Below are 14113 nucleotides of genomic sequence, written 5' to 3'. Positions count from 1 at the left end.
GATATTATTTTTTTTACACTTTTCAAAAAAAGGATCATATTTATCATTCCCTAAATTTAAAATAAATAAATTCCTTTTGGCTCTGGTTAATGGCTGTATATATCAGTTGGGGAGAATCAAAAAATTTCTCACCCTTTTCCGTTTCCATATCCGAAGGAGACTCTATAATCAAAAAGATATTTTCAGCTTCCCAGCCTTTGAAACTATAAATGGAAGATAATTTTAATCCTTCAAAATTATCAGTAAAGTTTATCTTCTTATTACGCCTAACTTTTTTTATTTCATTCCAAAAATATGAGGTGTCTCCGCCATATCTTTTTTTCAATTCATCGTATACTTCTTGAGTTTCAAATGTTGTGAAAACATCTTTGTTTAACTTTCTCCTATAATGATAATCAATCATTCTCAAATATCTGTGAGTAGGAGCTAATATAACAAACTTATTTTCTTCTAAATTGTATTTTTTCAATATTTGGTCTATCCAAACTATTGGGTGAATAGCTACATTGCATATATATTCAACTAAATTTTTATCGAAATTCATTTTGTCTATAGCTATTGCTTCATCTATTGGGTAGTTTATAAAAAATTCTTTTTGAAAAGCAACAGCTAAGTCTTTTAGTTTTATATTACTGAAACGAAAACCTTTATTTAAACTTCTATTCCATTTTCCACTTACTGTTGGTATAATAATTTGTTTTTGTTCATCTAATTCTTTATTGTAAACATTTTGCTTCTCATCTCCAAAAACTATTAGCTCTCCATTTTCTTCCAAAAAATATTTTTCTATTATTCTAAGCCAAGGTTGTGAATAATCTTGTACTTCGTCAATAAGAATAGTCGGAAATTTTGGTAATCGATCTTTTACTTCTTCAAAATAATTCTCATCATCAAATGGCTCTATTGATTTAACTTTTATCATTAAATTATTGGCTTGTGTTTTGAAAAATTGATGATAGCTCGTTATATAAAACTTATTCCAATAAAAATCAGCTCTAACATCTGCTAATCTGTTTTTTATATAGTTGACTAATGTCAAATTAAATAATAGTATTAAAACGTCTTTACCTGACCTAATTTGTGCATTAACCGCTCGTAACGCTAAAACTTGTGTTTTTCCACAACCTGCTATCCCTGCTATTTTTTGAGAATAGTTATTTTTAGACAATAATTTTTGTTCTTTGGTTAAATTGATTTCAACACCTTCTTTGTAAGAATGCCAATTTAATCCCAACAGTTTTATAAAATTATCATATATATCTTGGATGAATAACTGATTTTGGGGTAATATATTATCTAAGAAATTCTTATCATAATCATAGCCATATATGATATTATAATTTCTATTTTTTTCAGTTCCCTTAAATATTTCGTTTATTTCTTTGGTTGTGTAGTTACAAAAATACAATACTTTTTTTATTACTTTTTGGAAATTTTTATTTAGGATCATTTTTTCCTTAAATCCTTCAAGATACATATCAACTAAATTATCACGGATATTATCTACTTTTCTTAAAATGTCACTTTTGTCATCTTCTTTAAAAAAATCTTTTATACAGCCTATTAGTAAAATTCCCGCATTAGGTCTAATAATTATCATATCAACAATATCACCGTTGATATTGGGTTTTACAAAAAGAGTATCATTTTCTGTTAGCCAACCTCGAATTTTCGCATAGAAAGAATACCATTCATCATCAACTCCATAATTTACAATTTTTTCATCATAATCAGTATAGGTATCTTCAATAGCATATTTTTGTTTACGTATTTTCTCAATGATATTATTGTTTGTGTTTAGCCCTTGCTTATTAAACTCAAATCCCTTTGTGTAACATGTAAAAGGATGCTTCGTGTCCGAAGTATAGCCATAATTTGGATTATCTATATTCGAAAAGAAAGAGATAGGGCTAAATAATTCACAAAAATGATCAATACGAATTCTATTATTATTTCTGGGTCCTATACAAAGAACAAAATGTTTTTCTCTTTTACTTGCTTTTTGTATCAATTCAAACAAACGCACTAAATCAATAGAAATAATATCTAAAATATTTGAAAATAAATGAATTGTAATCGGACTATTAAACGATAATTGATTAAAATTTTCTGATACGTTGTTATTAGAGGGTAAATATTCATTAAACACTTCAATATTAATTTTCCCTTCCGTATATAAACTTAGATTAAAAACAGCTCTTTGTAAAGCTGATTTAGAAGGCTCTATAAGTGTTATTTTTCGTATAAATTGTTCATAATAGCCTTTGTCTCGCTCCTTTAAAACTTGTAAGAAACATAAAGAAGCTATTCCTTGTCCACATCCCCAATCTACAATTTCAATAACTTCGTTTAACTGATCGAAAGGGAAGTTTTGAAAGGCTGCATAACATTTTATTTTATGCATTTCGCCATAAGCAGCGATATAGCAAGCTAATTCGTCTTCTGCTTCTAATAAATCTTCTCCGTGTTTTAATTCCTGCCAAGGTTTACTTTTTCTATCATTAGGAACTAAATCCTTTGAAATTTGTATAATATGGTTTATATCAAATAATTTTCTTCTATAAAGAATGTTTTCATAGGTTTCCATAATTAATCTTAATTTATTAGAGTTAGTTAATAAATAAAAAATAGAATCTTATCTTAAAACTAAAAAAATACACTATGATTTTTTCTGAAAACAAAGTTACATTTTTTTATTATTAACAAAAATTTGATATAAAATTATTTATTGTTTAGAATATAAAATATTTTTCATTCTATTTATCATTGTAAAAACAAAAAATGAAACTAACACTAAAACATCTAAAAAAGTAGTGAAAATTTTAAATTATTTCTCAAAAAAGATGTAGATGTATTAAAAAAATTCAGCAAATTGTAGCTGAAATGCACAAGTTTTACTCATAGTTTATTTCTTAAAAAAATCGTATTTTTGTAGTTCAGATTTTTACAATTATGTACTTAATTTTCGATACCGAAACCACAGGTTTACCAAAACGTTGGGACGCACCTATCACAGATTCAGATAATTGGCCTCGTGCCGTACAGATTGCTTGGCAGTTGCACGACCGACACGGAAAACTCATCGAGCATAAAGATTTTCTCATCACACCTGATGATTTTAACATTCCGTACGATGCTGAAAAAGTACACGGAATATCTACCGAATTAGCTCAACAACAAGGAGTTTCAATTCAAAAAGTATTCGAAGAGTTTAATGAAGCTCTAAAAAAATCAACTTATGTGGTGGGGCAAAATATTGGGTTTGATATCAATATTATGGGTGCCGAATTTCATCGCTATGGTGTTGATAGTCCGCTTGTTAATATGCCCGTTTTGGATACTTGTACCGAAATCACAGCAGAACTCTGCAAGATCCCTGGGGGACGTGGTGGTCGTTATAAATTACCTACACTCACCGAGTTACACGAATTTCTGTTCAATGTTCCTTTTGCAGAAGCACATAATGCCACTGCCGACGTGGAAGCAACTACCCGTTGTTTCTTTGAATTGATACGCATCGGACAAGGATTTGAAACAAAAGATATTTCGGCTGAATACATTACTGAATTTCAACAATATAACCCAACCGAAATTCAACCCATTGGGCTAAAACACATCAACCTGAAAAAAGCTTCGGAAGAAATTCGTAAAGAAATTCAAAAGCAATCAGGAAGCGGATTAAGTGAGCAAGAGCTTAATGCAAATATCGCCTTGTTGGAAAAAGCTCCATTCGCTCATTTGCATAATCACACACAATTCTCTGTATTACAAGCTACTACATCTATACAAAGTCTGGTTAAGAAAACCATTCAAGAGAAAATGTCTGCCGTGGCAATGACCGATAGCGGAAATATGATGGGGGCTTTTCATTTCATCAAGGAAGTTTTGGGGTACAACAAATCCGCCAAAGCCAAAAATGATGAAGCTATAGAAAAGGGCGAAACTCCTTCCGAAATCGAAATTAAACCCATTGTCGGGTGCGAATTTAATGTCTGTGAAAATCATTTAGACAAAAGCCATCAAGACAATGGTTACCAAGTTGTTATGTTAGCTAAAAATAAAAATGGCTATCACAATTTGGCAAAAATGGCTTCCATTGCTTATACCGACGGCTATTATTACGTACCGAGAATTGACAAAAATATCGTTGAGAAATATAAAGAAAACCTCATCGTATTAACAGGTGGAATGAATGGCGAAGTTCCGTCCAAAGTGCTGAATATCGGAGAGAAACAAGCCGAAACAGCGTTACTTTGGTGGAAAAATCTTTTCGGTGAAGACCTTTACATTGAACTAATGCGACACAATCAAGAAGATGAAAATCGTGTCAATCAAGTACTTATAGAGCTATCTAAAAAACATCAAGTAAAGCTTGTAGCTACCAATAACACATTCTATATCAACCAAAAAGATGCCAACGCACACGATATTTTGCTGTGTGTAAAGGACGGAGAAAAACAGGCAACTCCCATCGGAAGAGGTCGCGGATATCGTTTTGGGATGCCCAATCAGGAATATTATTACAAGTCCGCCGAGCAAATGAAAACTTTGTTTAAGGACGTTCCTGAAGCCATTCTAAATATTCAAGAAATCATCGATAAAATTGAGATTTATAACTTAGCTCGAGAGGTTTTGTTGCCGAAATTTCAAATTCCTGACGAATTTCTGGTAGAAGATGACCCTGACGGAAAAAAAGGAGAAAACAAATATCTCCGACATCTGACTTATCTCGGAGCAGAAAAACGTTACGAACTTCCTCTTTCTGAAGAAGTTATTGAGCGATTGGATTTTGAATTGATGATTATTGAAAAAACAGGATATCCTGGGTATTTCCTTATCGTTCAGGACTTTATCGCAGCAGCTCGTGAAATGGGTGTTTCCGTAGGTCCAGGAAGGGGGTCAGCGGCAGGTTCGGCAGTAGCTTATTGCCTCGGAATTACGAACATAGACCCAATCAAATACGACTTACTTTTTGAGCGTTTCCTCAACCCTGACCGCGTAAGTATGCCCGATATCGATATTGACTTTGATGACGAAGGACGCTCATTAGTAATGGATTACGTTATCAACAAGTACGGAAAAAATCAGGTGGCTCAAATCATCACTTACGGAACGATGGCGGCGAAATCTTCCATTCGGGATACCGCTCGTGTACTGGATTTACCTTTGCACGAGTCCGACAGAATTGCCAAGCTCGTGCCAAATATGAAATTGGCAAAGATTTTCAGTATGGACGACAAACAGCTGAAAGAAAAACTACGTTCCGATGAACTTCCAAAAGTAAACGAACTCAAACAAATAGCCGAAGGTACGGATTTGGCTGCCGAAACGCTGCAACAAGCTCAAGTTCTGGAAGGTTCTGTTCGCAATACGGGAATTCACGCCTGTGGCGTTATTATCACTCCTGATGATATTACCAATTTTGTGCCTGTTTCAGTCGCTAAAGATTCGGATTTATTTGTTACTCAGTTTGATAACTCCGTTGTGGAAAGTGCTGGACTGCTAAAAATGGACTTTTTAGGGCTTAAGACACTCACCTTGATTAAAGATTCTGTCGAACTTATAAAAAGGCGGAATGGCATAGAAATCAATCCTGATGAAATTCCGATTGATGACAAAAAAACGTACGAGCTTTTCCAACGTGGTGAAACTGTGGGGATTTTCCAATACGAGTCGCCTGGAATGCAAAAATATATGCGAGAGCTGAAACCTACTGTTTTTGCTGATTTAATTGCGATGAACGCCCTATACCGACCAGGACCCTTGGAGTACATTCCGAGTTTTATCAAACGCAAACACGGGACGGAACCCATTGTGTATGACCTTGATGCAATGGAAGAATACCTCAAAGAAACTTACGGAATTACGGTATATCAGGAGCAAGTAATGTTACTTTCTCAGAAGTTGGCTGGTTTTTCCAAAGGTGATGCTGATATGCTTCGTAAAGCAATGGGGAAAAAGATTTTCGCCTTGCTTGAAAAACTAAAACCTAAGTTTGTGGAAGGAGGTATCAAAAACGGGCATCCTGCGGATATTTTAGAAAAAATTTGGAAGGACTGGGAAGCCTTTGCAAGTTATGCTTTTAACAAATCGCATTCCACTTGTTATGCTTGGATTGCATACCAAACTGCATATTTGAAAGCCAACTATCCTGCTGAATTTATGGCGGCGGTACTCTCCAATAATATGAACGATATTAAGCAAGTTTCGTTCTTTTTGGAAGAATGTCAACGTATGGGAATCAAAGTGTTAAGCCCTGATGTAAATGAATCGTTTTATAAATTTACTGTAAATAAAGACGGAAACATTCGCTTTGGAATGGGAGCCATCAAAGGGGTTGGAAAAAATGCAGTAGAAACCATTGTTGATAGCCGAAAAGATGGAAATTATACTTCTATTTTTGATGTAACCAGACGTGTAGATTTCAGAAATATTAACAAAAAAGCCTTTGAAAACATTGCTCTGGCAGGTGGATTTGATTCTTTTACCAAAGTGCATCGAGCTCAATATTTTCACGATGAAGGCGATGGGATTGTCTTTTTAGAAAAAGCTATCCGATATGGCAATAAATATCAGGAAAACAAAAACTCCCCTCAAATGAGTTTATTCGGAGAGAGTTCGGGAGTTGAAATTCCTGAACCTACCATTCCGAATTGTGAAAGTTGGGGAAATTTGGAACAATTACGTCGTGAAAAAGAAGTTGTGGGAATTTACATTTCAGGACATCCGTTAGATGATTTTAAACATTCATTGGACAATTTCTGTAATTTATCACTTACACAATTACAAGACCTTTCTCCCTTGATTAACAGAGAAATAAGTATTGCTGGAATGATTACCGATGTCCAGCATCGTACCTCTAAAAACGGAAAAGGTTGGGCGTCATTTATTTTGGAAGATTACGAAGGGTCGCACGAATTCAGATTATTTAATGATGATTATTTAAAATTTCGTAACTACCTCATTTTAGGTACTTTTCTGTATTGTAAATTTCTAGTCAAAGAAGGTTGGCAGAAGAAAGATAGCAACGAAAAGGCAGAACCTCGCATTCAGTTTACAATGATGATACAATTACAAGATGTACTTGCTAGTTTAGCAAAAAAAATCGCTTTACATCTAAATATCAAAGATATTTCAACAGATTTAATTGAAAATTATAAAAATATCATTGAAAAACATCAAGGAAATTATCCAATTACGTTCATTGTGCATAATATGGAAGAAAATATACATCTAAATATGGACAATGGACAACTGAAAGTCGATATTTCAAAAGAATTTCTTGAAGAACTAGACCAAAAATCAGTTTCATACGTCTTGAATGACCGAAAAATGGAGAAATTGATTACCAAAAAGAAAGAGGAAGTCGAAGAAGAAGAGCAATTAGAAGTTGAATTAATCGAAGAAAATTAAATACTTTCAATCAAAAAAATTGATGAACGCTTTTTACGAAAAATATATTTTAAATTTCAAACGTCCGTCGGGAACATCAAGAGGAATACTGACCCAGAAAGAAACCTATTTTTTAGTAATTACCGATGGAGAAAAAAAAGGAATTGGCGAATGTGGTTTGCTAAAATCATTAAGCTTTGATGACCGCCCCGACTATGAAAACAAACTGCAGTGGGTCTGCGATAATATAGCATTAGGAGAAACATCTTTACTTAATGAACTTACCGAGTTTCCTTCTATTCAATTTGGTGTAGAACAAGCTTTTAGGTCATTAAAATCTGATAATCAATATATTTTATTCCCTTCTGATTTTACGCAAGGAAAGTCTAACATTCCTATTAACGGACTGATTTGGATGGGTACTCCCGAGTTTATGAAATCGCAAATACGAGAGAAACTCGTACAGGGTTTTCATTGTATCAAAATGAAAATTGGGGCAATTGCCTTTGAACAGGAATATGAAATTTTGAAAAATCTACGGAAAGAATTTTTGACACAAGATATTGAAATTCGTGTAGATGCTAATGGAGCATTTGCACCAGAAGAAGCTTTGGAAAAATTAAAACGTCTGAGTGAATTAGAGTTACATTCCATTGAACAGCCAATTAAGGCAAACCAGATTGAACAAATGGCAACTCTTTGTCAAAATACACCTATTCCGATTGCATTAGATGAAGAACTTATTGGAGTGATTCACTTCTCTGACAGAAAAAAGCTTTTGGAAGAAATAAAACCGCAATATATCATCATAAAACCTTCTCTTTTAGGAGGATATAAAAATTCAGAAGAATGGATTTCCCTTGCCGAGAAACAGAAAATAGGTTGGTGGATAACCAGTGCCTTAGAAAGTAATATCGGACTGAATGCCATTGCCCAATGGACTTTTACACTTAATAATCCAATGCCTCAAGGATTAGGGACAGGAGCTTTATATACCAATAACATTGCCTCCCCTTTGTTAGTAGAAAAGGGTACTTTAGGCTATAAAGCAAGTATTCCGTGGGAAGTAATGCCATTACCAACAAACCACAGCCAAAGCACGACTTTCTCTTGAAAGTTAATCACTTATAAGAAAACAGGGCAATTTTCAAGAAGTTGAAAATTGCCCTGTTTTTAGGTTTTACGTTAATCTACCGTTTGTTTGTGCCATCTACCTCTACTATGAAATCGAATCTCTTTTCGTTTGCTATCTTCTTTTAGATTGGTGGCAGTATTTACTAAGCTATCGTTGTATATGCGATAGTGATTGCCCTTTTTAAGCCAATAATAGTTTTGTTCAAAAAAAGTATCAATATCTGAATCGACTGTAAAGACTACATTATCAGGAACATTTAACAATAGGGTTACTTTCTGCATTCGGAATTTGTTATTTTTATCTAAGATGTAATATTCAGGAATGGTGATTGTATTTCCGCTGATTTCCAGTGGATAATCTACTTTTTTAGCATTTTGTTCAGCATCTCTGCCATTGGCTCCTTGAGAAGAGGTCCAAATTTCCAAAAATGGAGTTCTTTCTGTTCGCTTTATTTCTACCCAATTATTATCTTCAATAACTGCTTTCCCGTCATCTTCTATATAAAGATTCCAAGAATCTCCATAATTATCCCATCTTTTGACTTTGATTTTCAGCGTATCTGCAATATTTTCTAACGGAATATTTTTAGATACTGACCTGTGATAACGAAAATCTCGAGCTGTATTTCCCGCAACTACCAACATCACTATTATTCCAATAAAAAATAGCAATACATTGGCAATCACCCAGTTTTTGGAAATCTTTTTGCTTTTCGATGAAAACAATCGGATAAGCACCATTGTTGGAACGCAAATCGCTACAAATAGTAACATCGTTAAGGCGATATAAACCGCTGATAACTGCCAAGAACCTGCAAATAAAAATGGTAGATAATCGTACATCGTTGCAAGAGCTCCTGTTACCCCTAAAAAAGCAACATTTACCCCCAAAAATACCAAAAAAAGTGAAAAGAAGACAAATAATAATATCAATATCACAAAACCAATAATAACATACAAAACGCCTTTGAAAAATCCGCGTATGATGCTCCAGATGCTAAAATCTGATTTTTTATACACAAATTCCATTTTCTGTTTTGGAGTGTTTTCCTGCGAAAAGTCACTTTCTACATTAAAATCATCTTCAGTTAGATAATCATCTTCTTTTTCAAAAATAGTTTTTCTTTTGTTCATTGACAATACCAAAAATACATAACATAAAATGAATACAAAAGTGAAAAAACCTTCAAATAAAGGGATAGTTGCCAATGTCAGTATCACATAAGCAATACGTACGCCCGTTACATTCCAGCCATAATGTTTGCTAAGTCCTCCAAAAACTCCAAAGAGTTTTCGACTTTCAAGGCTTCGAGTGAGTTGCAAACCATTTTGCATTTTTATTTCCTTAATGGAAGAAATAGTGTCAATATTTACTGCTTTTCCGTGCATTGCTAGTTTCTCTGCAGTGGTTTTCGCTGACGGAATTATCAGTGCCAGAAGCACATAAATTGCTAACCACGGAAAAAACACGACAATAGAATCTACCTTTGAAAAATAGAATATATGTCTGAAAATAAGTGCAGAAAGTGCAAACAACCAAAGATAAGCAAAACGCAACCACGTTTTTTCAATTGCCAAAAAATGCCCGAATCCTGCAAAAACACCCGCTAACAATTTGTTCTCCAAATCTCTGTATAGCTTCTTATGTCGGAAGAATTCAACTATTCGGTTTTGTTTTTCATTAGTAGTAAATTTCGCTTCTTTTTGAGTTTCTTCTTCTAAATCAACGTATTGTTCTGGTCGCCCTAGAACACTGATTAAATAATCAACATCTTGGTTTACAATCACTTCCCTACCCTTCATTTGAGCTTTGAGCAGTTCAGCCATTCGTTGTTCCACATCATAAATGATTTCGTTGGTATCAGAAGTATTTCCGAGTGATTTACGTACTTCGTTTAAATATTTTGAAAGTTCTTGATAGGCTTTATCTTCAATCAAAAATGAAAATCCGCCCAAACTGATATTGTGTGTTTTGTCCATAACTAAATAATTTTATTAACCATTGTTTGTAGTTCTTGCCACGATTTCACGATTTCTTGCAGAAAAGTTGTGCCATTATCGGTCAGCACATAGTATTTTCGGGGTGGTCCCGAATTGGATTCTTTCCAATTATAGTCGAGTAATTTTTCATTCTTTAACCGTGTTAAAAGCGGGTAAAGTGTTCCCTCAACTACAATCATATCAGCAGATTTCAGAGCCTCAATAATATCCGAAACATATGCCTCTTTGTTTTTGCTGATTATGGAAAGAATACACATCTCCAAGATGCCTTTTCGCATCTGTGTTTTGGTTTTTTCTGTGTTAATTGTCTCCATATTATATAAGGTATTTTGTTAGGGCAAATATATAACAATAAAAAATACTATGCAATACATAGTACTAAAATATATTTAAAAAAGTTTCAGGTTTAAAGTTCCGAGAATCAAGGTTCAAGTTCCAAGGTTAAAAGTTAAGAAAGAATACAAAACTGGTCACTTAAATTTTTCACCTTTTCAACTTTTTCCTTGTAACTTAATTTTTCCTTTATGCTTTGAAATAAAAACGTATATTCGCACGACAAAACCAATACTTGATTACTATATGGCTTCAAAAAATAAATATTATGTGGTTTGGGAAGGGTATGAAATCGGGATATTCGATTCGTGGAATGCTTGTAAGCGTGTAGTTCACGGATATCCTACCGCTAAATACAAAGGATTCCCAACGCTACAAGAAGCCCAAAAAGCACTAAAAGGAAGATATGATGACTATAAGGGAAAGAAAATCAGTTCCATTACACTCTCCCCTACCGAATTACAACGCATCGGCAAACCTATAACTCCTTCCATTTCGGTAGATGCCGCCTGTAGCGGAAACCCAGGTATTATGGAGTATCGAGGCGTAAATACCAAAGATGGCAACGAAATATTCCGTATCGGTCCGTTTGCACAAGGCACAAACAATATTGGAGAATTTTTAGCCTTAGTACACGCCTTAGCACTGCTGAAAAAAAAGCAACTCAATATACCCATATATAGTGATAGCCAAATAGCCATCAATTGGATACGATTAAAAAAATGTAAAACCAAAAACAAGCCTACCGCAGCTAACGAAAAAATCTTTGAACTTATTGATCGTGCTGAAACTTGGCTAAATGAAAACACCTTTAGCAACCGCATCTTAAAATGGGAAACCAAAGCTTGGGGAGAAATCCCCGCCGATTTTGGTAGAAAAAGTTAAAAAAATGAGTACTCAGATTACATAAAAACAATCGTTTTTAAGTACAATTTAATTTTTATTAAACATTTTTTTGGACATTAGTAAAATAATTGTAATTTTATCGGTATGAATTACAAAATCGACATAGAGGAGGAAAACAAAGCAATTGCTCGTGAATACAAGGAATTGCTCAGCATCAGCTATCAAACACTAACCGATGAAGACAAAAAGCTCATCCGTTTGGCTTTTGATACGGCTGTTGATGCTCATAAGGAGCAACGCAGAAAAAGTGGAGAACCGTACATTCTTCACCCTATTGCAGTTGCTAAAATTGTTGCAGCCCAAATTGGCTTAGATGCCGTTTCTATTGCTGCTGCACTATTACACGATGTAGTCGAAGATACCGACTACACCGTAGAAGATATGCGTAGGCTTTTCGGCGATACTGTAGCTCTCATTGTTGAAGGACTTACCAAAATTTCACACCTAAGCAAAGAGAAAGACGTTTCTCTTCAGGCGGAAAACTTCCGAAAGTTGCTACTCACTATGAATGATGATGTACGGGTTATCATCATCAAAATTGCTGACCGTCTGCACAATATGCAAACTATGGACGCTATGGCAGAACACAAACAAGCCAAAATAGCCTCCGAAACCCTTTACATATATGCACCTCTCGCCCATCGCATCGGGTTGTATAATATCAAAACCGAATTGGAAGATTTAGGCTTAAAATACACTGATTCTGAACGATATTACAGCATATTAGGTAAAATGGAAGAATCTAAAGAGGAACAGAAAGCCTATATTGAATCTTTCTCAGAAGTAATTAAAACCTCATTAGATAATCAAAAGATAGAATATTACATCAAAGGAAGACCCAAATCCATATATTCCATTCACCGGAAAATGGAAGCACAAAACGTAACCTTTGAGGAAATTTACGACAAATTCGCCATACGGATTATTTACAAATGTGAGCCTTCCGAAGAAAAGTTTTTGGCTTGGAAGATATATTCTATCGTCACTGATCATTTCCGCCCCAACCCTACCCGTTTACGCGACTGGATATCTGCACCAAAATCAACAGGTTATGAAGCACTTCATATTACCGTTATGGGTCCGAAAGGGCGTTGGGTCGAAGTACAGATACGTAGCGAACGTATGCACGAAATCGCTGAAAAAGGATATGCCGCTCACTTCAAATACAAACACGGCAACCACGAAGAAGCAGGTATTGAGGTATGGCTCAACCGATTACAAGAAATGCTTGAAAATAGCGATGGAAATGCAGTGGACTTCGTGGAAGACTTTAAGCTCAATCTGTACGCAAAAGAAATTTTTGTATTTACCCCCAATGGCGAAATCAAATCTTTACCCAAAGGAGCCACGCCTATTGACTTTGCGTTTTATATTCACACAGCCGTAGGAATGAAAACACGCGGTGCCAAGGTAAATAACAAACTCGTGCCCTTAAACCATCGGTTACATAGTGGAGATCAGGTAGAAATTATCACCTCGGAAAATGCAAAACCGAACAAAAACTGGCTAGAATATGCCACCACAGCCAAAGCACGAAGCAAAATTAAATCTTCGCTAAAAGAAGAAGTAAAACAAGTAGCTGCCGAAGGAAAAGAATTATTGGTTCGCAAGTTGAAACAATTAAAAATCAACCTCAATGAAGATGTAGTAAATGAACTAGTTAATCATTTTAAAACGCGTTCAAGTTTAGATGTTTTCTACCAAGTAGGTACAGGGGAAATCAGTAACCAAATGTTACGTGAGTTTGCCTCCAAGCGTTCGTCTATCTTTAATTTTCTTAAAAGTAAAATCACACGTAAGGCCTCTTCCACACCACAAGAAGTAACACAAGAGGCTAACGAACATTATGACCATATCGTATTTGGTAAAGAAGGAGAGTCGCTGGACTACTCATTTGCGAAATGTTGCAACCCCATTGCTGGTGATCCTATCTTTGGTTTTATCACCATAAATGAAGGAGTAAAAGTTCACAAAAAGAACTGCCCCAATGCCATCTCAATGCAGTCCAACTACGCCTACCGGATTATGACGGCAAAATGGGTAAAATCAGAAGAGCAAGAGTTCAAGGTAGCTCTGCGTATCAGCGGTTTGGATAGAGCTGGACTCATTGCTGATATTTCAAAAGCCATTTCCGATTGCAAATTCGTTAAGCTTACCAATATCAACGTAGATGCCGAAGGAAATATGTTCAAAGGAAAGGTATCCGTAACCATTAACAACAATACCACATTAAAACAACTGATGCAAAGCATCAAAGCCATATCAGGGATTGATAAAGTTACCCGATTGTGAGTTGAGGGATTGAAAGATTAAATGATTAAAAGATTAAAAGATTAAATGAGATTGA

7 protein-coding genes are annotated in these 14113 nt (G+C 34.8%); 4 read left to right on the top strand and 3 right to left on the bottom strand.

Translation table 11 applies throughout. The annotated features are described in order from the left end of the window. Positions 1 to 43 precede the first annotated feature (43 nt). Positions 44 to 2587 (bottom strand): AAA family ATPase, encoded by a 2544-nt coding sequence (locus CGC47_RS01030; RefSeq protein ID WP_041998727.1) that lies wholly within the window; start codon positions 2585 to 2587, stop codon positions 44 to 46. Between the two features lie 365 nt (positions 2588 to 2952). On the opposite strand from CGC47_RS01030, the gene dnaE reads away from it, so the two are divergent. Beyond that, positions 2953 to 7413, top strand: a complete 4461-nt coding sequence (dnaE, locus tag CGC47_RS01025; protein WP_095899867.1) for a DNA polymerase III subunit alpha — start codon at positions 2953 to 2955, stop codon at positions 7411 to 7413. 22 nt (positions 7414 to 7435) lie between these two features. Next, entirely contained in the window at positions 7436 to 8506 is a 1071-nt protein-coding gene (locus tag CGC47_RS01020) for an o-succinylbenzoate synthase (RefSeq protein WP_042001005.1), read from the top strand. 71 nt (positions 8507 to 8577) lie between these two features. Here the strand turns inward: CGC47_RS01020 and CGC47_RS01015 are convergent, their stop codons facing one another. Both CGC47_RS01015 and CGC47_RS01010 read right to left on the bottom strand, forming a co-directional pair. Continuing rightward, complete coding sequence (locus CGC47_RS01015) at positions 8578 to 10506, bottom strand: PspC domain-containing protein (protein WP_042001003.1); 1929 nt, start codon at positions 10504 to 10506, stop codon at positions 8578 to 8580. Positions 10507 to 10508: 2 nt separating this feature from the next. Beyond that, a complete protein-coding gene (locus CGC47_RS01010) occupies positions 10509 to 10841 on the bottom strand; it encodes a PadR family transcriptional regulator (RefSeq protein WP_018278810.1) in 333 nt (110 codons plus the stop codon). A gap of 265 nt (positions 10842 to 11106) precedes the next feature. On the opposite strand from CGC47_RS01010, the gene CGC47_RS01005 reads away from it, so the two are divergent. Both CGC47_RS01005 and CGC47_RS01000 read left to right on the top strand, forming a co-directional pair. Then, complete coding sequence (locus CGC47_RS01005) at positions 11107 to 11745, top strand: ribonuclease H1 domain-containing protein (protein WP_013997285.1); 639 nt, start codon at positions 11107 to 11109, stop codon at positions 11743 to 11745. Between the two features lie 105 nt (positions 11746 to 11850). Beyond that, on the top strand, positions 11851 to 14058 hold the full coding sequence (locus tag CGC47_RS01000; protein ID WP_013997286.1) for a RelA/SpoT family protein: 2208 nt from the start codon (positions 11851 to 11853) through the stop codon (positions 14056 to 14058). Positions 14059 to 14113: the final 55 nt, after the last annotated feature.

The organism is Capnocytophaga canimorsus (genome assembly GCF_002302565.1).
Taxonomy (GTDB): domain Bacteria; phylum Bacteroidota; class Bacteroidia; order Flavobacteriales; family Flavobacteriaceae; genus Capnocytophaga; species Capnocytophaga canimorsus.
This window is presented reverse-complemented; position numbering and strand designations above follow the sequence as displayed.

Bases quoted from the DNA above. Each gene is read 5' to 3' on its own strand.
- CGC47_RS01030 (WP_041998727.1), bottom strand. From the start codon at position 2,587: ATGGAAACCTATGAAAACATTCTTTATAGAAGAAAATTATTTGATATA.
- dnaE (WP_095899867.1), top strand. From the start codon at position 2,953: ATGTACTTAATTTTCGATACCGAAACCACAGGTTTACCAAAACGTTGG.
- CGC47_RS01020 (WP_042001005.1), top strand. From the start codon at position 7,436: ATGAACGCTTTTTACGAAAAATATATTTTAAATTTCAAACGTCCGTCG.
- CGC47_RS01015 (WP_042001003.1), bottom strand. From the start codon at position 10,506: ATGGACAAAACACACAATATCAGTTTGGGCGGATTTTCATTTTTGATT.
- CGC47_RS01010 (WP_018278810.1), bottom strand. From the start codon at position 10,841: ATGGAGACAATTAACACAGAAAAAACCAAAACACAGATGCGAAAAGGC.
- CGC47_RS01005 (WP_013997285.1), top strand. From the start codon at position 11,107: ATGGCTTCAAAAAATAAATATTATGTGGTTTGGGAAGGGTATGAAATC.
- CGC47_RS01000 (WP_013997286.1), top strand. From the start codon at position 11,851: ATGAATTACAAAATCGACATAGAGGAGGAAAACAAAGCAATTGCTCGT.